Here is a 21,102-nt window from a genome sequence, read left to right on the forward strand (position 1 = left end):
CGCCTCGACGTTGCGATCAGCGCATCATCGAGCCGCCGGGAATCTGGTCAGCCATTCACAGGGGGTTGCAAAAGCATGGCCGCATCAACCGCAAGAACGACCAGTGAATTAATCCAACATCGGCGCGACGTCGCGGATCTGAAACAGCGCATCAGAAACCGGCGACTACAAGTCGCCGGACTCTACGGGACCCCGATTGCCACACTCGCCATCATTGTCATTTGGATCGGGCTCAAAGTAATTAGATATCGACACTCCGAAATACCGGATGCGATCAACGGGGCATTCCTGGGGGGCGCGTTCTTCTTCCTCGTCGCCACCGTGACACAATTTATCCTGGAGTTTAATTCCAGCTCACCTTGGAGAGACGACGAAACGCCGGTCAGGGACCTTGTTCTCGAACTTGAGCTTGCGGAGGAGCGCCGCGTCCTTGAGGCCAGGCGGCTTACCCCCCTCCCACACTGGAGCGACAGGCGTCCTACAGAGAGCGCCTCCCCAGCGAGATCGCTCGACTGCGAAAAGATTCCCGCCACTACCGCCGCATTCATCTGTTTATGCAATGGACTCTGTTCATCACCTCGGCTGCGATTTCGGCGGTAACGGCGTGGTTCGATCCACCTCAGCCCGCGAAAGGGACGCTTATCGTCCTGGGCTTCACCGTTACCGTGGTGACGGCCGCAGCCGGATATTTCAAGCCGCGTGAACGGGCTTTCAATCTCCAACAGACCGCGGACAGCATCGAGCAGCATGCCACCGCAATCGAATTGGGCATCCCGCCGTACAGCGAGGATAACGAGACCGCCAATCTCAAGTCATTCGCCACCACGGTGGAGGCACTGCGTGCGGAGCAACGCATGCGCGAACAACAACTCGACCAACCCCAGCAAGGCCAGCAAGCAGTAATCTGAACGATGCCTTCGGAATCGGATTAGGTGAGCAGGTGTGCGTTGACGGCGCGGGCAGCGCTGGCCAGCGTCGCGAGCTCCACGACCTCGATGGCTTCGGCCTGCAGCATCTCCACACCAACGCAGTCAGCCACGAGGAGGCTGGGCTCGCGCCAGGCGATGACGACGCGGCCAATCGGCGAGCGGAGGATCAGTTGGGTGCAGGTGAGGGGGCGGCAGCGTCGTTCCGAGCAGGGCTCCAGGGTGCTGTAGATGGTGGCGCCGGCTAGGCGGGGGTCGTCCGCCGGGAGCTTGGCCAGGGCCGATTCCTCGGCGTGGACGTGGGCATCTGTCTCACGGGAGTAGCCATTGGCCAGCTCTTCGCCGCCGGCGCTCACGATGATGGCGCCGACCGAGAAAGCGCCTTCTGCCGGCGGGCATTTGCGGGAGAGCTCGATGGCCCGTTCCATCCAGGTCACGTCGGCGGCGTGTGTCACGCGGATCCCTCCTGCTTGGGCAGGTAGCGGAGCAGGACCACGTCGCCGATGGTGGTGGCCTCGGCGAGGTGCATCCGGCGGGTGGAGCCGCCCGGGTAGCTGGCGGGGTGCAGGAAGCGGGGGGCGCCCGGGTCGCCGAACACTGGGGGACGATGGCGAGGTGGATCTCATCGGCCAGGCCCTGGGAGAGGAACGCCGTGTGGATCTGGCCTCCGCCCTCCACCATCAGCCGATCTATGCCGCGGGCGCCGAGGTCATCCAGCAGAGCCCCGAAGTCGATGGTCGAGCCCGTGGAGACCACGTCCGCGAGGCCGGCGAGCCGGTCGCGGAGCTTCTCCTCCCCGGCGTCCGTGGTGTAGGCGAGCTTCTCCCCGCCGTGGTGCCAGAACTTCAGGTCGGCGTCCAGGTCTCCGCTCGCGGAGATGGTCACCTTGAGCGGGTAGGCCGGCTTCCCCGCGGCCACTCGGGCTTCACGCCGCTCCTCGCTGTTCACCAGCAGCCGGGGTTGTCGGAACGCATCGTGCCAGCGCCGATCAGGATGGCGTCGGACTCGGCGCGCACTTGGTCCACACGGTCGAAGTCCTCGCTGTTACTCAGCAGGAGCCGCGTGGTGCTGGTGTCGTAGATGTAGCCATCCACGGACGTGGCCACGCTCAGCAGGACGTACGGGCGGGGCATCGGGCTTCTCCTTCGATCCCTGGTCAGTGCAGAGGGAGTCAAGTCAGGCCTGGCGCAGTACGGCGTCCGTCAGGGCGTCCTTGAAGTCGGTCACGCCAGGGACCCGCGAGATCCGGTCCGAGCCGGTCTCCTTCGCGATGCTGAGCGCCTGCAGTCCGACCGCCGCCGTCTGCTCGGCCTCCCCCGCCCGCGCCAGGGAAACGGCCTCCCGCCCCAGGCACACTTCGCGGTCGCGGTGGAAGCCCGCGGGCAGCCGTCCGCTGGCGTTCCGGAATCCCTCGGCGGCGCCCCGGTGGTCGCCTAGTGCAGCGAGGCTATGCGCCCGCTGAACGTCGATGTACGCCACGTCCAGCCACACACCCCACGGGGAGCGCGGATCCGGGTCCATGCCGGCGTGGAGCTCCAGGGCGTGTTCGTACGCTCGCTGGGCTGACAAGGGATCGTTCCTCAGGGCGTGGCCGTGCGCCCCATACGTCGCGGCCACCGCGGCCAGGCGACTCCTCGGCGCCGCGCGGTCCTCCGCCGCCTCGGCTACGTCCACCGCCTCGATCGGGTCGTTCATGTCCCCGGCGAGCTGGCTTCGGCGCGCGAGGATGTAGGTGGTGAGTTCGTCGTCCCCCGCCATGTGCGAGGCCTCCAGCGCCTCCCGCATCCAGTGCTGCCCGGCGCGGAAATCCCCGAGATCCTGATAGAGCCAACCGCAGAGCTCGGAGTACTGGGTCTGGAGCTGGAGAAGCTGCCGACGGTCGGTTCCGCGTCGGTCCGCCCGGAGGTGGCGAACGGGCACCTCGTCTTCGGCCCGCCCAAGCGAGAGAAGGAACGGGACGTGCCGCTCCCTCGCCGCATCGCCCAGGTGCTGCGGGAGCATCGCGAGGAGTTCCCCCCGGTGGACGTGACGCTGCCCTGGCTGAAGCCGGACGGGCCGCTCGTCACCAAGCGGCTGCTGTTCTCCCTCCCCGGCGGGGGCGCGGTGCGGCGCACCGACTTCAACACCCGCGTGTGGAAGTTCGCCCTCGTGCAGGCCGGCATCATTCCGGAGCCGCGGCCGGGTGAGCGTCACCAGTCCGCGCGCGAGCACGGGATGCACGCGCTGCGGCACTTCTACGCGTCCGTGCTGCTGGACTCTGGGGAGAACATCAAGGCGCTGAGCACCTACCTCGGGCACGGCGACCCCGGGTTCACGCTCCGGGTCTACACGCACCTGATGCCGAGCAGCCATGAGCGGACCCTGAGGGCGGTGGACGACGTCTACAAGGCCGCCGATCCGACGGTCGACGGCCCACAGACGGCCCAGGAGGGGTGAAGCGACTCCGGGCCGGCGGCTGAGTGCCGCCGGCCCGGAGGGTCGTAATGCTGGGGTGCTGCCGCTGACCTGCGGTTACAGGACCGGGAGGTTCTTGCGGAGTTCGAAGGCGGTGACCTCCGAGCGGTACTCCTCCCACTCCTGCTTCTTGTTGCGGAGGAAGAAGTCGAAGACGTGCTCGCCGAGGGTTTCCGCGACCAGTTCGCTGCGTTCCATCAGGGAGATGGCCTCGCCGAGGTTCTGCGGGAGGGGTTCGATGCCCATCGCGCGGCGTTCGGCGTCGGAGAGGGCCCAGACGTCGTCGTCGGCGCCCGCCGGGAGTTCGTAGCCCTCCTCGATGCCCTTGAGGCCCGCCGCCAGGAGGACGGCGTACGTGAGGTAGGGGTTGGCGCCGGAGTCGATCGAGCGGACCTCGACCCGGGAGGAACCGGTCTTGCCCGGCTTGTACATCGGGACCCGGATCAGGGCCGAGCGGTTGTTGTGGCCCCAGCAGATGTACGAGGGGGCCTCGCCGCCGGAGCCGGCGGTGCGGGAGGAGCCGCCCCAGATGCGCTTGTACGAGTTGACCCACTGGTTGGTCACCGCGGCGGTCTCGGCGGCGTGCTTGAGGAGGCCGGCGATGAAGGAGCGGCCGACCTTCGAGAGCTGGTACTCGGCGCCCGACTCGTAGAAGGCGTTGCGGTCGCCCTCGAAGAGGGAGAGGTGGGTGTGCATGCCCGAGCCGGGGTACTCGGAGAAGGGCTTCGGCATGAACGTGGCCTGGACGCCCTGTTCGAGCGCCACCTGCTTCATGACCAGGCGGAACGTCATGATGTTGTCGGCCGTCGAGAGGGCGTCGGCGTAGCGGAGGTCGATCTCCTGCTGGCCCGGGGCGCCCTCGTGGTGGCTGAACTCGACCGAGATGCCCATGGATTCGAGCATGGTGATCGCCTGGCGGCGGAAGTCCATGCCCACGTTCTGCGGAGTGTGGTCGAAGTAGCCGGAGTTGTCCGCCGGGACCGGGCGCGTGCCGTCCAGCGGCTTGTCCTTCAGCAGGAAGAACTCGATCTCCGGGTGGGTGTAGAAGGTGAAGCCCAGGTCGGAGGTCTTGGCCAGGATGCGCTTGAGGACGTAGCGCGGGTCCGCGAAGGACGGGGAGCCGTCCGGCATCAGGATGTCGCAGAACATCCGGGCGGTCCCGGGGGCCTCGGCGCGCCACGGCAGTATCTGGAACGTGCCCGGGTCCGGCTTGGCGATCATGTCGGACTCGTAGACGCGGGCGAAGCCCTCGATCGCGGAGCCGTCGAAGCCGATGCCCTCGTCGAAGGCCTGCTCCAGCTCGGCCGGAGCGACCGCGACGGACTTCAGGAAGCCCAGCACATCGGTGAACCACAGGCGCACGAAGCGGATGTCGCGCTCCTCGAGCGTCCGGAGGACGAATTCCTGCTGCTTGTCCATGCCTTCATCCTCGCAGTTCAGACGACCTGTGCACCACCGACCCGGGGGGCCGGCGGCGCAGCCGGGCCCGTCCAGTATCCCTAGTGGTGGTTTCCGCCACATTACGCACCCCCCAAGGCCGATGGCACCCCCGCTCTGACCTCGGGCCCGTCATGAGCACTACCATCTGCGCCCATGGGGGGCTGGGAGCACACGCGGAGCGGGCGTCACGGACGTCCCGCCCGTCGCGGTGTCCTCCTGCTGCTGCTCGCCCTGGGCGTCGCCGCCGGGATGGGGTTCCTGTGCGCGCGGGGCGGGGCGGACGCGCCGGCCGCACGGACGGCGGAAGGGCCCGTTCGGGCGTATGCCGCGCACGGCTCCCACGGCGCGCACGCCGCCTGTGCGGCCCCGCACGAGCTGCCGGGCTGTTCCCCCCTCTCCCATGTGACCCCGGCCGTACTGCCCGCCCCGCCGCCCGCCGTCACCGCGGCGCGTCCGGGGCCCGCGCCCGGCGCCCTCCCGGCGGCCACGGGCCCGGTGCGGCCCCCGGGGACCCTCGCGCGCGCCCCCGACCTCCACGCCCTGCAAGTGCTGCGGACCTGACGGGTCCGGCGCGGTACACGACACCACCGGCACCACCCCACACCCCCCTCAGCAGAAGGAACCAGGGCACATGGCCAGCAGGACGTCCGAACAGAACTCCCGCCAGAACCGCATAGCCGAGATGCGCCGCGCCGAGAAGGCCCGCGACCGGCGCAACAAGATCATCGCGATCAGCGTCTCCACGGCGGTCGTCGCCGGCCTCATCGGTTTCGGCTCGTGGCTGATCATGGAGCAGAAGCAGAAGGACAAGGACGCCGCGGCGGCCACCGCCGCGGCCCGCAAGGCGCCGGTGAACGGCGAACAGAGCTGGGACGTGAAGAAGCTCGGCCGCAACCACGTCGAGACCCCGGTCACGTACGAGATGAACCCGCCCGTCGGCGGTGACCACAACCCCCGGTGGATGAACTGCAACGGCGACGTCTACAAGAACCCGGTCCCCGAGGTGAACGCCGTGCACTCGCTGGAGCACGGCGCGGTCTGGGTGACGTACAACGACAAGGCCGCCAAGGCCGACGTCGACGCGCTCGCCGGGAAGGTCGGCAAGACCCCCTACACGCTGATGAGCCCGGACAAGGAGCAGGCGGGCGCGATCATGCTCAGCGCCTGGGGCAAGCAGCTGACCGTCGACAAGGCGGACGACCCCCGGGTGGCGCAGTTCTTCACCAAGTACGTGCAGGGCCCGCAGACCCCCGAACCGGGCGCGGCCTGCACCAACGGGCTGGGCGAGAAGTGACCCGCAGCCGCACGAACCGTACGTACTGGGCCGCGGGGACGGCGGTGGTGCTGGCCGCGCTGTTCGCGGCCGGGGCGACCTTCGCCACGGCGGACGGCTCGGGCTCCGGGGACGGGGGCGGGTCCGCCGCCGTGCGGGCCCCGGCGCTGTACTCCCCCGACGCCGGCTTCGCCCGGGACATGGCGGTGCACCACCAGCAGGCGGTGGAGATGTCCTTCATCGTCCGCGACCGCACCCAGGACGAGCCGGTCCGCGGCCTCGCCTACGACATCGCCAACACGCAGGCCAACCAGCGCGGCATGCTGCTGGGCTGGCTGGACCTGTGGGGGCTGCCGAAGGTGGTGGCCGACGAGCCGCCGATGTCGTGGATGGACATGGGGTCCTCCGGGTCGGCGGACCACTCGGCGGGGCACGAGGGGCACGGGGCGCACGAGGGGCACGCCACGAAGCCGGGCGCGCTGATGCCCGGCATGGCCACCAAGGAGGAGCTCGACCGGCTCGGCACGAGCAGCGGCCGGGACGCCGAGGTGCTCTACCTCCAGCTGATGACCGACCACCACAAGGGCGGCGTCGCCATGGCCCAGGGGTGTGCCGCGCAGTGCCGGACCCCGGCGGAGCGGGCGCTGGCGCAGGGCATGGTCGAGGCCCAGCAGTCGGAGCTGAAGCTGATGGCGGACATGCTCAGGCAGCGGGGGGCCGCGCCGCGCGAGTGAGGCGGCGGCCGCCCGGCGGGACCGGGGCCGCCGCGTACCGGACCGCCCGCGCCACCTGGTGCGGGCGGTCCAGCATGACCAGGTGCCCCGCCGGCTCGGCCACCTCGAAGCGGGCCCCGAGCCGGTCGGCGAGGGCCGCCTGGCGGGCCGCCCAGCGCAGGGCGGCCCGGCCGCAGCCGCCGTCGTACCCGACGAGGACGGTGGCGGGGGCGTGCAGGGGGTGGCGGGCCCGCAGGGCGAGGAGCTCGGCGGCGGTGTCGGGGTAGCGGGCGTTCTCCAGCAGGATCCCGCGCCAGACCCGTCCGGTGCGGTAGCAGCGGCGTACGAGGTCCGGCGCGGCCGGGTCGGCGGCTGCGGCCCCCGCGCGGGAGGCCCGTACGGCGGCCCGCCGGGCGGCCGGTCCCAGCGCGGCGGGGAGCCCGGCGGCGGTGAGGGCCCGGCCGAGGGCGCGGGCGGCGCCGGTGCGCAGCGCGGCGGGCAGGAGCGTACGGGGGGCCGTCTCCTCGATGCTGGAGTCGAGGAGGACCAGGGCCGCGGTGCGGGCGGGGTGGAGGCGGGCGAAGGCCTCGGCGTGGAAGCCGGCGAGGGAGTGCCCGACGACGGTGACGGGCTCGGTGACGCCGAGCGCGTCCAGCAGGGCGGCGATCCGGTGGGCCTCCCCGGTGGCGGTCGGCGGGGCGGCGGCCGATGCGCTGAGGCCGTGGCCGGGGCGGTCGAAGCGGATGACGGTGCGGCCGGCGGCCACGAGCAGCGCGGCGACCTCGTCCCAGTCGAACCATGCCATCGCGAGGCCGGCGCTCAGCACGACGGGAGGGCCCTCGCCCTCCACGAGGGTGTGCAGGGGTACGCCGCCGGCCCGGAGGAAGCGGCCGGGTGGGGCGTACGGCGGGCAGGGCGGGGTCATGTGCGGCGCTCCCGGTGGACGGAGTGGGCCAGCAGGCCCAGCCAGAGCGCCACGAGCAGCACCTGGAGCCGCTGTCCGGCGCCCAGGGCCCAGGTGCCGTGCCCGGCGGTGAACAGGGAGATGGCCGTCAGGGTCCAGGCGGTGGCGAGCAGCTCCAGGGCGACGAGGGCGGGGCCGTAGCGGGCGAGCGGGGCGAGGCGGCGGTAGCGGCGGGCCGCGACGGTGAGGGCCACTATCCCGACGAGCGCGCCGGTCATGGCGAGGCTGCTGCTGACGGCGTGCGCCTGGTGGGTGGCCGGGACCAGCCCGGCGGTCTCGCGGGCGGCGCACTCGGGGTCGGCGGTGGGCCGGCAGCTGAGCGGCAGCCAGGCGTCGGCGGCGGTGGCCGCGCCGAAGAGGGTGACCCCGGCCCAGCCTGCGACGGCCCAGGGAAGGCGGGCCTCAAGGTGGCGGACGAGGCGCAGGAGGGCGAGGAGCCCGCCGAGGAAGACGAGCAGGCCGGCGGTGAAGTCGGTGGCCCGGAAGAGGCCGCCGAGGGGCTGGTCCTGGGCGGCGAGCTCGCTGACGTACGTCTCGATGGGGTTGAGGCCCGTGGAGAGGACGACTTCGAGCACCCAGGCGGTGTAGGCGGCCGCGCCGAGGCCGACGAGGCCGGCGACGGAGCCGCTGCCGGGGCGCTGGGCGCGGGCGGGGTCGGGGTCGGCTTGTGTACCCATGGGGTGAATGATCCTCAGCAGATCGGGCGTTGACGCGCGGCGGCACGCGGCGGCACGCGGGCGGCGGGCGCTACCGGGGATCGCCGGGGGCCGTCCGGCGGGATCCCTCACCGGGCAGAACGAGGCGGCGGCGTGCGGCGTTCCCCGTGGGGCGGACGGATTCCGACAGACCGGATGATTTCCGCCCCGGCGGGGAGGGCGGGGCGCGAATCGGGTTGGAGGGGGCGGGCGGGCGTGGCAGTCTGCCCGCATCTCCGTACGCCGCACTCTCCGAGGACGCCGCCAGGTATGAGCACGCCGCCGACCCCGCCCGACCGCCCGTCACCCGACCACGGGGGCACGCCGATACCCGAGGACGCGGCCCCGTCGACGGCACACCCCGCCCAGCCCCCTGCCGAGGCCCCCGCCCCCGCCCCGACGGCCGCCCCCGCTGCGGCCCCGGCCCCGACGGACGGCCCCGCCGACCCCACGCCGACGGACGGCCTCCCTGCCGCCCCCGCCCCGGCGGGCGGCCCCGCTGCGGCCACCGGCCCGGAGGCGCAGACCGCGCCGGACGTCACCGAGACCGTCCGCCTCCCGCGCGACGAGGCCCCCGCCGCAGACCCAGCGGCCGAGACCGCCCGGCTGTCCTTCGACAAGCCGGACGCCCCGGCCCCGGACGTCTCCGAGACCGTGCGGCTACCGCAGGACGAGGCCGCCGCCCGGACGTCGCTGGAGAAGACCCCGGAAGCCGAGCCGCAGGGCGCCTCCGCCGAGACCGCGCCGCCGTCCTTCGAGAAGGCCGCCCCGGAGGCAGCCGGCACGCCCACTCCGGCCGGGCCCGCCCCGGAGGCGGCCCCCGCTCCTGTGGCCGGACCCGCGCCGGTGGCGGCGCCGCCCGTGCCCGCCGCCGCGCCCACCGGCACGCCCGCGCCGGTGGCGGCGCCGCCCGTGCCCGCCGCCGTGCCCGTCGGCACCCCCGCCCCGGCGGGGCCGGCACCCGCACCCGCCCCCGGAGCCGAGGGGTTCAACCCGTGGGCGACGCCCGCCCCCGGGGCCTTCGCCGCACCCACCCCCGCCCCCGCCCCCGGCCCGTTCGCGCCGCCCGGCGGGTCCTGGGGTCCGCCCCCGCCGCCCGGGTACCCGGGTCACCCGGGTCACCCGGGATACCCCGGGTACTACCCCGCGCCGCCGCCCCGGACCAACGGGCTGGCCGTCGCCGGGCTCGTGCTCGGGCTGCTCTCCGTCCTGCTCGGGGTCATCCCGTTCCTCTTCTGGATCGGCACCTGCCTGGCCCTCACCGGGCTCGGGATCTCCATCGGCGCCATGGCCCGCGCCCGCCGTGGCGCCGGGCGCCGGGCGATGTCCATCGCCGGCGTCGTCCTCGGCATCGCCGGCCTCGGCGCCTCCGCCGGCGGCTGGTTCCTGACCTCCGCCATCCTCGACAAGGCCCGCGAGCGCATCGCGCACGAACGGCTGAACGACCGCGAGTGGGGCGAGGACCCGGAGGACTGGGAGGACGAGCCCTCCCCCGTCCCCTCCGTCCCGCGCTTCTCCCTCCCGCCCAAGGCGCCCAAGACGCCCCAGGGGCCCGGCATCGGCACGCCCGTCCCCTTCGGCCGGACGGTGTCGTACCCCGACGGCATCAAGGTGACCCTGGCGCCGCCGCGCAAGTACGTCAGCAAGGCCGACTGGACGGACGTGGGCAACGCGGTGGAGGTGTCGTTCACCATCACCAACGACTCCGGCAAGCCCCACAAGGTCATCTACGCCATGCCGACGGTGAAGGACGACAAGGGCGGCGCCGGCAAGCTCGTCTTCGACGGCGTCACCCCGAAGCGGATCGAGGGCGTGATCCAGCCCGGCCAGTCCGCGACCGGCGTCGCCGCGTTCGAGGTCCCGGAGGGGACGAAGAGCATCAGCGCCGAGCTCTCCCCCGGCATCCTGATGGACTCGGCGAAGTTCACCGGCCCCGTCGAATAGGGCGCCCGTCACGGCGGAACGCCCCAGCGAAACGGCACGGACCCAGGACATCGCGTCAGAAAGACGATTACACTGGGTCCGTGCCTCAACTTCGCCTCGCGCTGAATCAGATCGACTCGCACGTCGGCGACATCGCCGCCAACGCCGACTCGATCCTGCACTGGACCCGGCACTCCGCCGAGCAGGGCGCCCACCTCGTGGCGTTCCCCGAGATGGCGCTGACCGGGTACCCCGTCGAGGACCTCGCCCTGCGCGGGTCCTTCGTCGACGCCTCCCGGAGCGCGCTCACCGACCTCGCCCGGCGACTGGCCGACGAGGGCTTCGGCGAGCTGCCCGTCGTCGTCGGCTACCTCGACCGCACCGCGCGGGCCACCGAGCGGCTCGGCCGCCCGGCCGGCTCCCCGGAGAACGCGGCCGCCGTGCTGTACGGCGGCGAGGTGGTCCTGCGCTTCGCCAAGCACCACCTCCCCAACTACGGGGTCTTCGACGAGTTCCGCTACTTCGTGCCGGGCGGCACCCAGCCGGTGATCCGGGTGCGCGGCGTCGACGTGGCACTGGCGATCTGCGAGGACCTCTGGCAGGAGGGCGGCCGCGTCCCGGCCACCCGCGCCGCCGGGGCCGGGCTGCTGATCTCCGTCAACGCCTCCCCGTACGAGCGCAACAAGGACGACGTCCGGCTGGAACTGGTGCGCAAGCGCGCGCAGGAGGCCGGCTGCACCCTCGCCTACCTGGCGATGATCGGCGGCCAGGACGACCTGGTCTTCGACGGGGACTCCATCGTCGTGGACGCCGCCGGGGAGGTGATCGTCCGGGCCCCGCAGTTCTCCGAGGGCTGCGTCCTGGTGGACCTGGAGCTGCCCGCCGCGCGGCCCGACGCCCCCGAGGGCGTCGTGGAGGACGGCCTGCGCATCGACCGCGTCGTCCTCTCCGAGGAGCCGGTGGAACCGTACGAGCCCGTCGTGACCGGCGGCTACGCCGAGCGCCTCGACGACGACGAGGAGGTCTACGACGCGCTGGTCGTGGGCCTGCGCGCGTACGTGCGGAAGAACGGGTTCCGCTCCGTCCTGATCGGGCTCTCCGGCGGCATCGACTCCGCGCTCGTCGCCGCCCTCGCCTGCGACGCCATCGGCGCGCAGAACGTCTACGGCGTCTCGATGCCCTCGAAGTACTCCTCGGAGCACTCCAGGGGCGACGCCGCCGACCTGGCCGCGCGGACCGGGCTGAACTTCCGGACCGTCTCCATCGAGCCGATGTTCGACGCCTACATGGGCGCGCTGGGCCTGACGGGTCTGGCCGAGGAGAACCTCCAGTCCCGGCTGCGCGGCACGCTGCTGATGGCGCTGTCCAACCAGGAGGGGCACATCGTGCTGGCCCCGGGCAACAAGTCGGAGCTGGCCGTGGGCTACTCCACCCTCTACGGGGACTCGGTCGGCGCGTACGGGCCGATCAAGGACGTCTACAAGACGGACGTCTTCCGGCTCGCCCGCTACCGCAACCGGGCCGCCGCCGAACGGGGCGAGACCCCGCCGATCCCGGAGAACTCGATCGTGAAGCCGCCGAGCGCCGAGCTGCGCCCCGGGCAGGTGGACACGGACTCGCTGCCGGACTACCCGGTGCTCGACGCGGTCCTGGAGCTGTACGTGGACCGCGACCAGGGGCTGGAGGCGATCGTGGCGGCCGGCTTCGACCGGGAGGTGGTGGCGAAGACCATCCGGATGGTCGACACCGCCGAGTACAAGCGCCGCCAGTACCCGCCGGGCACGAAGATCTCCGCGAAGGGCTTCGGGAAGGACCGCCGGCTGCCGATCACCAACGGCTGGCGCGAGCACCCGTAGGACGGACGGAAGGGGCCCCGCCGCACCCTGCGGCGGGGCCCCTTCCGTAGGTCCGGCGCTACTTGCGGACCGTGAGCCGCGCCGCGACCGGGAGGTGGTCGCTGCCCGTGCGCGGCAGGGTCCAGGAGGCCTCCGGCTTCACCCCGCGGACCATGATCTGGTCGATGCGGGCCATCGGGAACTGGGCGGGCCAGCTGAAGCCGAAGCCGTTGCCGGCCGCGCCCTGGGTGGAGCGCATCTGCGAGGTGACCTCGGACAGCGAGCGGTCGTTCATCGTGCCGTTGAGGTCGCCGAGCAGGACGACGTTCTTCAGCGGTTCGGCGGCGAGGGCCGCGCCCAGCGCGTCGGCGCTGTTGTCGCGCTGGTTGGCGGTGAAGCCGGCGTTGAGCTTGACGCGCACCGAGGGCAGGTGGGCGATGTAGACGCCGAGCTCGCCGAAGGGGCCGGCGACGGTGGTGCGCATGGCCCGGGTCCAGCCGAGCCGGATGTCCACGGGCTTGCTGGAGGTCAGCGGGTACTTGCTCCACACGCCGACCGTGCCCTCGACCGCGTGGTACTTGTACGTGCCCCCGAGGGCCTCCTCGTAGACCGGGACGGCGCTCGCCTTCAGCTCGGTGAGGGCCAGGATGTCGGCTCCCGAGGTGGCGACCGAGCGGGCCGTGCCGCGCGGGTCGGGGTTGTCGGCGTCGACGTTGTGGGTGGCGACCACCAGGTTGCCGCCGGGGCCCGACTTGTCGGTGACCAGGCCGCCGAAGAGGTTCACCCAGACCGCGGCCGTCAGCAGTATCGCGATCAGGGCGGTGGCGGACTTGCGGACCACCGCGATGACCAGCAGGACCGGCACGAACACGCCGAGCCAGGGCAGGAAGGTCTCGGTGAGGCTGCCGAGGTTGCCGACGTCGTTGGGCAGGTCGGCGTGGAAGACCATGATCCCGGAGATCAGCAGCGCGAAGGCCGCCGTGACGATGCCCCGCTTCCAGACGCCCGGATCGCGGCGCAGCTCCTCCAGTTTGCGGCGCAGCGCGGCCCATCGGCGTCCCGGACCGGATCCGGAGGGCCCGGGCTCGGAGCCGCCGTTCCCCGTCTCCGTCACGTACGCCTGTGCCATGCCATGTCCTCGCTGCCGTGCTTGCGCTCCGTCCCCGCCCCTTGACCCTAGGCGATGTTCGGAGCCTTCCGTGCCGACCTCGCGGCCGTACAACCGGGAGGACGAACGGCCGTGCGGACAGGGTTCCGGTTGTCACGAAACGCGCACATTGGCTCCGGCGCGCCTGGAGGCGGGCCAGGAGTGTGACGGACCGGTCAGTGCGCCACGGCTGCGCCACTTCCGTCCACGGCCGGACGGGTGCCACCATGGTGGATGAGTCCGGGGACGCCGTGAGGGCGCCTCGAGATGACACAAGGAGCAGTTGCAATGACGCATGCCGTTTCGCCTGCCCGCGAAGCCGCCTCCCCCACCCTGTACGGAGGCTCGGGCACCCGGCGGATCACCGTCCGCGACCTCACCCTCGCCAAGGAGCGCGGCGAGAAGTGGCCCATGCTCACCGCCTACGACGCCATGACGGCGTCCGTCTTCGACGAGGCCGGCATCCCGGTCATCCTCGTCGGCGACTCGATGGGCAACTGTCACCTCGGCTACGAGACCACCGTCCCCGTGACGATGGACGAGATGACCCTGCTGTCGGCGGCCGTCGTACGGGGCACCAGCCGGGCGCTGGTCGTCGGCGACCTGCCGTTCGGCTCGTACCAGGAAGGCGCCGTACAGGCGCTGCGCAGCGCGACCCGGCTGGTGAAGGAGGCCGGGGTCGGGGCGGTCAAGCTGGAGGGCGGCGAGCGCTCGCTGGCCCAGACCGAGCTGATCGTGCAGTCCGGCATCCCGGTCATGTCCCACCTGGGCCTGACCCCGCAGTCCGTGAACGCCATGGGCTACCGGGTGCAGGGCCGGGGCGACGAGGCCGCGCACCAGCTGCTGCGCGACGCGAAGGCCGCGCAGGACGCGGGTGCCTTCGCGGTGGTGCTGGAGCTGGTCCCGGCCGAGCTGGCCGCCGAGGTCACCCGGTCCCTGCACATCCCGACCGTCGGCATCGGCGCGGGCGCGGAGTGCGACGCGCAGGTGCTGGTGTGGACGGACATGATGGGCCTGACCGGCGGGAAGATGCCCCGGTTCGTGAAGCAGTACGCGAACCTGCGCGCGACCATGGGTGACGCGGCGAAGGCCTTCGCCGAGGACGTGGTCGGCGGAACGTTCCCGCAGCCGGAGCACGCCTTCCACTGAGCACCCTCCGACGGCCCGCCGGCATCCCCCTCCGGGATGCCGGCGGGCCGTCGGTCCGCTGTCGGCCGGCTGTCGGGGCTTTGTCAGTGACGGCTGGTCCCATGGTGGACATGACGCGAAACGACAAGAACTCCCACGCCGTCGAAGTGCGGGGGCTGGTGAAGCACTACGGCGAGACGAAGGCCCTGGACGGGGTCGACCTCTTCGTCCGCGAGGGCACCGTGCTCGGTGTCCTCGGTCCGAACGGCGCCGGCAAGACCACCCTGGTGCGCTGCCTGTCCACCCTGATCGTGCCCGACGCGGGCACGGCGACGGTCGCGGGCTACGACGTGGTCCGCCAGCCGCGGCAGCTGCGCCGCACCATAGGCCTGACCGGCCAGTACGCCTCGGTCGACGAGAAGCTCTCCGGCTGGGAGAACCTCTACATGATCGGCCGGCTGCTGGACCTGTCCCGCAAGGAGGCCCGGTCCCGGGCCGACGAGCTGCTGGAGCGGTTCTCGCTGACCGAGGCCGCGAAGAAGGCCGCGATGCACTACTCCGGCGGTATGCGCCGCCGGCTCGACCTGGCCGCCTCGATGATCGGCCGCCCCGCCGTCCTCTACCTGGACGAGCCGACCACCGGTCTGGACCCCCGCACCCGCAACGAGGTGTGGGACGAGGTGCAGCGGATGGTCGCCGAGGGGGCCACCGTCCTGCTCACCACCCAGTACATGGAGGAGGCCGAGCAGCTCGCGAGCGAGCTGACGGTCATCGACCGCGGCAAGGTCATCGCCAACGGCAAGGTCGACGAGCTGAAGGCGCGCGTCGGCGGCCGCACCCTGCGGATCCGCCCGGTGGCCTCCGCCGACCTGCCGGACATGGCCCGCGCCCTGTCCGAGGCCGGTCTGGACGGGGTGGCCGGCGCCCAGGCCGTGCCCGACGAGGGCGTGCTGCTGGTCCCGATCCTCAGCGACGAGCAACTGACCGCCGTCGTGGGCCTGCTGGCCGGCCGCGGGTACGCGATCGCCGACCTCGGCACCTACCTGCCCAGCCTCGACGAGGTGTTCCTGTCCATCACCGGACAGCGGCCCGCCCCGTCCGAGGACTCCGTTCCCACCGAGAAGACCGAGGAGGTCGCGGTATGAGCACCGTCACCACCACCAAGCCCGCGGCCCCCCGGACGGCCTCGGCGGCCCCGTCCGAGGACGGCCGGATCGGCCTGCGGGGCAACCTGCGGCACATCGGCGCCCTGGTGCGCCGCAACGCCCTCCAGATCAAGCAGGACCCGGAGTCGATGTTCGACGTCCTGTTCATGCCGATCATCTTCACGCTGCTGTTCGTGTTCGTCTTCGGCGGCGCGATCTCCGGCAAGGGCAACCAGGGCGAGTACGTCAACTACGTCGTCCCGGGCCTGATGGCGATGATGGGCATGAACATCGCCATGGGTGTCGGCACCGGCGTCAACGACGACTTCAAGAAGGGCGTGATGGACCGCTTCCGGTCCATGCCGATCGCCCGGTCCTCGGTCCTCATCGCGAAGATCGTGGTGGAGCTCGGCCGGATGATGGTCGCCATCGCGATCCTGCTCACCGTGGGCTTCATCCTGGGCCTGTCCATCAAGACCTCGGTGCTGGACCTGTTCCTGGCCATCGGGCTGTCGGCCGTCTTCGGCGCCTCCCTGATGTGGATCTTCATCCTGCTGGGTCTGACCATGAAGACGGCGCAGGCCGTCCAGGGCATGGCGATGCTGGTGCTGATGCCGCTGCAGTTCGGCAGCTCGATCTTCGCCCCGCCGACGACCATGCCCGGCTGGCTGCAGAGCTTCACCGACGTCAACCCGCTGTCCAACCTGGCCGACGCGGCCCGGGGGCTGATCAACGGCACCCCGCTGGGCAGCTCCGTGTGGATCACGCTGGCGTGGTCGGTGGGCATCACCGCCGTCACCATGCCGATCGCGGTGCGCAAGTTCCGCCAGAAGACCTGATCCGGCCGGACGGTCCGTTCCGGATCGCGTCCCGGACCGGGCCCCGCGCGGGGGGCGGGTCAGTAGAGGGCGGCGGCCTCCTCCATGGTGAGGCCGCCGCCTTCGGCGCGCGCGGACTCGTACGCCGCGTCCCCGAGCGCCGCCCGTGCCAGTTCCTCGGCGCGGGCGGCGTCCTCGCGTTCCACGGCGACCGGGACGTGCCGGGGCGGCAGGTGCGCCCGGTACGCGCCGACGAGACGCGCCGCGTCGTACGCCCGCTCCCGGCCGCCGAGGGAGGCGAGGGAGACGGCGGCCGTCACCAGGAACACCGCGGGCAGCTGTGGGGCGACCATGGTCGCCAGCGGGTGGCGCATGGCCTTGCGGGCGTCGTGGATCCGGGTCAGGGCGTCCTCGTACTTGCCCTCACGGTTGTCCAGCCAGGCGGTCGTGGCGTACAGGAACACGTCGAAGACGGCGAACGCGCCGAGGGCGAACTCCTCGCGCAGGATCTCGATCTGAGCGCGGGCCTCGGGGATCCGGCCGGTGCGGCCGAGGAGTCCGGCGTAGAACATGCGGGCGGCGGGCATGGCCTCGTTGCCGAACCGCTGCTCGGTGGCGGTGATCCCGGCGAGGATCTCCTCGGCCTCCTCCAGCCGGCCGCTCTCGATGAACGAGCCGGCCATCCGTACGCGCAGCACCGTCACCTGCGCGCGGGCGCCGAGCCGTTCGGCGTACTCGATGGCTTCGAGGTAGTCCTGGCCGGCGAGGTCGTAGGCGCCGCTCTTCTCCCGGGACTCGGCGCGCGCGGACAGCGCCTCGGCACAGCCCCAGTCGTCGCCGAGCTCACGGAAGAGGGCGAGGCTCTCGTCGGCGTCGCGGGCGGCGTCACCGGCCCAGTCGGCCCGGTTGGCCAGGACGTTGGCCCGCAGCTGGAGGGCGGAGGCGAGCTCCCAGGTGTAGCCGAGCTCGCGGGACGCGGCGACGGTCTCGTCGACGACCCGCTTCAGCAGCCCGGCCTCTCCGGCGATCATGACGGCGTAGATCCACAGGGAGCCCGGGGTCCGGCAGGTCTGCGGGAGGCCGGGCCGGTAGGTGGCGAGGACGCCCTCCACCTCGGCGCGGACCTCCGGGCTGTCCCAGGTGCTGGACGTGTGGTCGCGGGAGGACAGGCGCACCAGGTGCAGGGCGCGCCAGGCCTCGGCGAGGACCTCGCCGGAGTAGGGCGGGGGCGAGTCGAGGAGCCGCTCGTGGACGGGCCCGGCCGGGATGTGGGGCGGGGCGAAGGGGTCGGGGCCGAGTGCGGCGGCGGCTTCGGTCCAGTGCCGGATCTCGGCGCGCAGGTCCTGCATGTGCCAGTACCAGCTCAGGGCGTGGACGAGGCACAGCACCTCGCCGGCGTCCCGGACGGCGAGGGCGCGGCGCAGGGCGGTGCGGAGGTTCTCGTACTCGGTGGCCAGGCGGTCGGCGGCGGCGCGCTGGCCGTGGCCGCGCAGCAGGGGCTCGGTGGTGCGGGCGAGTTCGCGGTAGTGGACGAGGTGGCGCTGCCCGGTCTCCTCGCGGTCGGCCTCGCCCAGTCGCTCGGCGGCGTACTCGCCGACGGTCTCCAGGAGCCGGTAGCGCATGTCGCCGGCCGGGCCCGGGGCGGCGACGACGAGCGACTTGTCGACGAGGGCCGCCATGACGTCGGCGACGTCGAGCCCGCCGCCGTCACCGCAGACGGCCTCGGCGGCCTCCAGGTCGCAGCCGCCGGCGAAGACGGACAGCCGGCGCAGGACGGCCCGTTCGGGCTCGTCGAGGAGGTCCCAGGACCAGTCGACGACGGCGCGCAGGGTCTGCTGGCGGGGCAGTACGGTGCGGGCGCCGCCGGTGAGCAGCCGGAAGCGGTCGTCGAGCCGGTCGGCGATCTGGCGGGGGGTCAGGAGCCGCAGCCGGGCGGCGGCCAGTTCGATGGCGAGCGGCAGCCCGTCCAGGCGGCGGCAGATCTCGGCGGCCGCCTCCGGGTCGTCGGCGATCCGGAACCCGGGCCGCGCGGCGGCCCCCCGGTCGCCGAGGAGGCGCAGTGCGACGGGGTCGGGGAGCGGTTCGACGGGCCGCAGCTGCTCTCCGGGCACGGCGAGGGGTTCCCGGCTGGTGGCGAGGATCCGCACGCTGGGGCAGTCCGTGAGGATCCGCTCGGCGAGTTCGGCGGCGGCGCCGATCACGTGCTCGCAGTTGTCCAGGAGCAGCAGGAGCCGGCGGCGGGAGCAGTGCTCGGCGAGGCGGTCGAGGGGCCGGTCGCCGGCGCGGTCGGTGAGGGCGCGCAGTTCCTCGGCGGCGGCGCCGCGCAGCTTGGTCTCGCGGGCGCCGAGGGCGGCGAGGGCGGCCTCGGCGACGTCCTCGGGGTCGTCCACGGGCGCCAGCTCGACGAGCCACACCCCGTCGGGCCAGTCCCCGGCGGCGTGCGCCTCGGCGGCCTCCTGCGACAGCCGCGTCTTCCCGGCCCCGCCGGGCCCGAGCAGCGTGACGAGCCGGGCCCGGGAGAGGTCGTCCCGGATGACCCGGATGTCCTCCTCCCGCCCGACGAAGGTGGTCAGCCGCGCCCGCAGGTTCCCGGCGGCGGAGCCGGGGGCGGCGGGGTGGCCGGACGGGCCCGGGTGCGGGGCGGTCGGCCGGGCCGGGGCGCCGGAGTGCGGGGACGCGCCGGGGATGGTGGGGGCCGGCGGGGTGGTGCCCGTGAGGAGTTCCGTGTGGAGGGCGCGCAGGGACGGGCCCGGGTCGGTGCCCAGGCGGGCGCCGAGCTCGCGCCGGACGGTCTCGTAGGCGGCCAGGGCCTCCGCGGGACGGCCCGCGGCGCTCAGGGCCCGGATGCGCAGGCTCTGCAGGGACTCGTCCAGGGGGTGCCGGGCGCACAGTTCGGTGAGCTCCGGCAGGGCCTGTTCCGCCTCGCCCAGCGCCAGCGCCGCGCCCAGCCGGCCCCGCCGCGCGTCCATCCGTACGGCTTCCCAGCGGGCGGACTCGGCCGCCGGGTCGGGGAGGGAGGCCAGCGCGGGCCCCCGCCACAGGGCGAGCGCCTCGTCGTACAGGGCCGCCGCCCGGGCGGGGTCCGGGTCGGCCGCTGCGGAGCGCACGAGCCCTTCGAAGCGGTAGAGGTCGACGTCCTCCCGGCGCGCCTCCAGCAGGTAGCCACCCTCGGCGGACCGCACGGCCGCGTGCCCCAGGGCCCGCCGCAGCCGGGCCACCAGCGCCTGGAGCGCGGCGACGGCGTCGCCCGGCGGGTCGGCGTCCCACACCTCGGCGACCAGCAGCCCGGCGGACACGGTCCGGCCCGGCCGCAGCGCGAGGGCGGTCAGGAGCGCCCGCAGGCGCGCTCCGCCGACGGCGACGGGGGTCCCGTCGTCGCGGATGGCCTGGGCGGTGCCGAGAATCGCGTAACGCACCGGCCCATTGTCCCCGGGCCCCGGGGCGCCACGGGCCGCGAGGCCGGGATAGGTTTCGCGGCATGGTTCACCAGGGCAGCCGCGGCGAGCGGCGCATCAGTTCCGTTTTCCTCGGCATCGTCGCCGTCATGGCGGTCACCGGCTGGGCGGTGTGGACGGGGTACGCGTCGAGCCCGGGGCTGGCCGTGTTCCTTTTCGTCACCTCGGCGTGGGTGGTGTCGCTGTGCCTGCACGAGTACGCGCACGCCCGTACCGCCCTGCACGGCGGTGACATCACCGTCGGCGCGAAGGGCTACCTCACCCTGAACCCGCTGAAGTACACGCACGCGCTGCTGAGCATCGTGCTGCCGGTGATCTTCGTGATCATGGGCGGGCTGGGCCTGCCCGGCGGGGCCGTGTACATCGAGCGGGACCGGATCCGGGGCCGCTGGCGGCACAGCCTGGTCTCGGCGGCGGGGCCGCTGACGAACGTGGTCTTCGCCGCGGTCTGCACCGCGCCGTTCTGGCTGGACGCCCTCGACGGGGTGCCGCCTGCGTTCCGCTTCGCGCTGGCGTTCCTCGCGCTGCTCCAGGTCTCGGCGGCGATCCTGAACTTCCTGCCGGTCCCGGGCCTGGACGGCTACGGGGTCATCGAGCCCTGGCTGTCCCACCGCGCCCGCCGCGAACTCGCGCCGCTGGCGCCGTTCGCGCTGATCGGGGTGTTCGCGCTGCTGTGGATCCCGGAGGTCAACGCGGTCTTCTTCGACGCGGTGCGGGCCGTCCTGCGCGCGCTCGGGGTCTCGGACCTGGAGACGTACTGCGGCCGCGACCTGTACCGCTTCTGGACCGACCAGGACGGCTTCTGCGCCGTCCCGACCGACTGACCGAAGGCTTAGGCCGTGCGCCGCTTCTCGGCCTTGGCCTTGCGCACGTAGAACCAGGCCATGTTGGACGTCACACCGGCCAGCAGCACCCACACGATCCCGAGGAAGCTGCCCTCCACGAAGGCGACCACGGCGGCGGCCACGGCGAGGACGCAGACGACAACGGCGAACACGGCAAGGCGGGGCATGCGGAACAGCTCCTCGGCGACACGGAACGGGGTAGAGCCCCTCCAGTGTCCCCCATCCGCCCCGCGTCCCCGCAGGGGCTCATTTCCCGCTTTGCCTGATCTTCCGCACTGCTCCCGGTTACGGTTCGCCGGACGCGCGGATCCGATCGCGCGTCACCGGAGCGACAGCCCGGC

At 72.8% G+C, this 21,102-nt stretch carries 19 protein-coding genes and 2 pseudogenes; 11 read left to right on the forward strand and 10 right to left on the reverse strand.

Annotated features, from left to right (window positions below; translation table 11 throughout):
* Positions 1–461: 461 nt before the first annotated feature.
* A complete protein-coding gene (locus ABT403_RS18385) occupies positions 462–908 on the forward strand; it encodes a DUF4231 domain-containing protein (RefSeq protein WP_344154804.1) in 447 nt (148 codons plus the stop codon).
* A gap of 20 nt (positions 909–928) precedes the next feature.
* Here ABT403_RS18385 and ABT403_RS18390 read toward each other — a convergent pair whose 3' ends face one another.
* From ABT403_RS18390 to ABT403_RS18405, 4 genes and pseudogenes are all read right to left on the reverse strand, one after another.
* Positions 929–1,381, reverse strand: a complete 453-nt coding sequence (locus ABT403_RS18390; protein ID WP_344153507.1) for a cytidine/deoxycytidylate deaminase family protein — start codon at positions 1,379–1,381, stop codon at positions 929–931.
* Positions 1,378–1,524: a hypothetical protein gene (locus ABT403_RS18395; RefSeq protein WP_344154918.1), complete on the reverse strand. Its 147-nt coding sequence runs from the start codon at positions 1,522–1,524 to the stop codon at positions 1,378–1,380. Before ABT403_RS18395 ends, ABT403_RS18390 begins: the two co-directional genes overlap by 4 nt.
* A 62-nt stretch (positions 1,525–1,586) precedes the next feature.
* Positions 1,587–2,059 (reverse strand): annotated as a pseudogene (locus ABT403_RS18400) (RibD family protein); the annotation flags it as partial.
* 43 nt (positions 2,060–2,102) lie between these two features.
* The gene (locus tag ABT403_RS18405) at positions 2,103–2,927 is read right to left on the reverse strand and encodes an NsdA family TPR-like regulatory protein (protein ID WP_486388778.1); all 825 of its coding nucleotides are present in this window, start codon (positions 2,925–2,927) and stop codon (positions 2,103–2,105) included.
* Here ABT403_RS18405 and ABT403_RS18410 point away from each other — a divergent pair.
* Positions 2,829–3,362, forward strand: a pseudogene (locus ABT403_RS18410) (tyrosine-type recombinase/integrase); the annotation flags it as partial. The gene ABT403_RS18405 and the pseudogene ABT403_RS18410 sit on opposite strands and share 99 nt — an antisense overlap.
* Positions 3,363–3,437: 75 nt before the next feature.
* Here ABT403_RS18410 and glnA2 read toward each other — a convergent pair.
* Positions 3,438–4,799 (reverse strand): gamma-glutamylpolyamine synthetase GlnA2, encoded by a 1,362-nt coding sequence (glnA2, locus tag ABT403_RS18415; protein ID WP_344153501.1) that lies wholly within the window; start codon positions 4,797–4,799, stop codon positions 3,438–3,440.
* Between the two features lie 174 nt (positions 4,800–4,973).
* On the opposite strand from glnA2, the gene ABT403_RS18420 reads away from it, so the two are divergent.
* The 3 genes from ABT403_RS18420 to ABT403_RS18430 all read left to right on the forward strand — a co-directional run bounded on the left by ABT403_RS18420 (position 4,974) and on the right by ABT403_RS18430 (position 6,827).
* Positions 4,974–5,381, forward strand: a complete 408-nt coding sequence (locus ABT403_RS18420) for a hypothetical protein (protein ID WP_344153498.1) — start codon at positions 4,974–4,976, stop codon at positions 5,379–5,381.
* Positions 5,382–5,451: 70 nt separating this feature from the next.
* Positions 5,452–6,114 (forward strand): thioredoxin-like domain-containing protein, encoded by a 663-nt coding sequence (locus tag ABT403_RS18425; protein ID WP_344153495.1) that lies wholly within the window; start codon positions 5,452–5,454, stop codon positions 6,112–6,114.
* Positions 6,111–6,827, forward strand: coding sequence for a DUF305 domain-containing protein (locus tag ABT403_RS18430; protein ID WP_344153493.1), 717 nt, complete (start codon positions 6,111–6,113; stop codon positions 6,825–6,827). The genes ABT403_RS18425 and ABT403_RS18430 overlap by 4 nt, the downstream gene beginning before the upstream one ends.
* Here ABT403_RS18430 and ABT403_RS18435 read toward each other — a convergent pair.
* Positions 6,796–7,731 (reverse strand): alpha/beta fold hydrolase, encoded by a 936-nt coding sequence (locus ABT403_RS18435; RefSeq protein WP_344153491.1) that lies wholly within the window; start codon positions 7,729–7,731, stop codon positions 6,796–6,798. The two genes, ABT403_RS18430 and ABT403_RS18435, sit on opposite strands and share 32 nt — an antisense overlap.
* Positions 7,728–8,447 (reverse strand): DUF998 domain-containing protein, encoded by a 720-nt coding sequence (locus tag ABT403_RS18440; protein ID WP_344153488.1) that lies wholly within the window; start codon positions 8,445–8,447, stop codon positions 7,728–7,730. The genes ABT403_RS18435 and ABT403_RS18440 overlap by 4 nt, the downstream gene beginning before the upstream one ends.
* A 288-nt stretch (positions 8,448–8,735) precedes the next feature.
* Here ABT403_RS18440 and ABT403_RS18445 point away from each other — a divergent pair, with 288 nt between their 5' ends.
* Both ABT403_RS18445 and ABT403_RS18450 read left to right on the forward strand, forming a co-directional pair.
* Positions 8,736–10,409 (forward strand): DUF4352 domain-containing protein, encoded by a 1,674-nt coding sequence (locus ABT403_RS18445; RefSeq protein ID WP_344153485.1) that lies wholly within the window; start codon positions 8,736–8,738, stop codon positions 10,407–10,409.
* Positions 10,410–10,489: 80 nt separating this feature from the next.
* Positions 10,490–12,244, forward strand: coding sequence for an NAD+ synthase (locus ABT403_RS18450; RefSeq protein ID WP_344153482.1), 1,755 nt, complete (start codon positions 10,490–10,492; stop codon positions 12,242–12,244).
* Between the two features lie 58 nt (positions 12,245–12,302).
* Here the strand turns inward: ABT403_RS18450 and ABT403_RS18455 are convergent, their stop codons facing one another.
* Complete coding sequence (locus ABT403_RS18455; protein ID WP_344153479.1) at positions 12,303–13,352, reverse strand: endonuclease/exonuclease/phosphatase family protein; 1,050 nt, start codon at positions 13,350–13,352, stop codon at positions 12,303–12,305.
* 306 nt (positions 13,353–13,658) lie between these two features.
* On the opposite strand from ABT403_RS18455, the gene panB reads away from it, so the two are divergent.
* The 3 genes from panB to ABT403_RS18470 all read left to right on the forward strand — a co-directional run bounded on the left by panB (position 13,659) and on the right by ABT403_RS18470 (position 16,482).
* Positions 13,659–14,519, forward strand: a complete 861-nt coding sequence (gene panB, locus ABT403_RS18460; protein WP_344153476.1) for a 3-methyl-2-oxobutanoate hydroxymethyltransferase — start codon at positions 13,659–13,661, stop codon at positions 14,517–14,519.
* A 101-nt stretch (positions 14,520–14,620) separates the two neighbouring features.
* Positions 14,621–15,643 carry an ATP-binding cassette domain-containing protein gene (locus ABT403_RS18465; RefSeq protein ID WP_344153473.1) on the forward strand — a complete coding sequence of 341 codons (1,023 nt, stop codon included), beginning with the start codon at positions 14,621–14,623 and terminating at the stop codon, positions 15,641–15,643.
* Entirely contained in the window at positions 15,640–16,482 is an 843-nt protein-coding gene (locus ABT403_RS18470; protein ID WP_344153470.1) for an ABC transporter permease, read from the forward strand. The genes ABT403_RS18465 and ABT403_RS18470 overlap by 4 nt, the downstream gene beginning before the upstream one ends.
* A gap of 59 nt (positions 16,483–16,541) precedes the next feature.
* Here the strand turns inward: ABT403_RS18470 and ABT403_RS18475 are convergent, their stop codons facing one another.
* Positions 16,542–19,877 carry an AfsR/SARP family transcriptional regulator gene (locus ABT403_RS18475; RefSeq protein ID WP_344153467.1) on the reverse strand — a complete coding sequence of 1,112 codons (3,336 nt, stop codon included), beginning with the start codon at positions 19,875–19,877 and terminating at the stop codon, positions 16,542–16,544.
* A 62-nt stretch (positions 19,878–19,939) separates the two neighbouring features.
* Here ABT403_RS18475 and ABT403_RS18480 point away from each other — a divergent pair, with 62 nt between their 5' ends.
* Positions 19,940–20,740, forward strand: a complete 801-nt coding sequence (locus tag ABT403_RS18480) for a site-2 protease family protein (RefSeq protein ID WP_344153465.1) — start codon at positions 19,940–19,942, stop codon at positions 20,738–20,740.
* A gap of 8 nt (positions 20,741–20,748) precedes the next feature.
* Here the strand turns inward: ABT403_RS18480 and ABT403_RS18485 are convergent, their stop codons facing one another.
* Positions 20,749–20,928 (reverse strand): hypothetical protein, encoded by a 180-nt coding sequence (locus ABT403_RS18485; protein ID WP_344153463.1) that lies wholly within the window; start codon positions 20,926–20,928, stop codon positions 20,749–20,751.
* Between the last annotated feature and the right edge of the window lie 174 nt (positions 20,929–21,102).

Source organism: Streptomyces sp. NPDC000075, from assembly GCF_040301925.1.
GTDB lineage: Bacteria > Actinomycetota > Actinomycetes > Streptomycetales > Streptomycetaceae > Streptomyces > Streptomyces polychromogenes.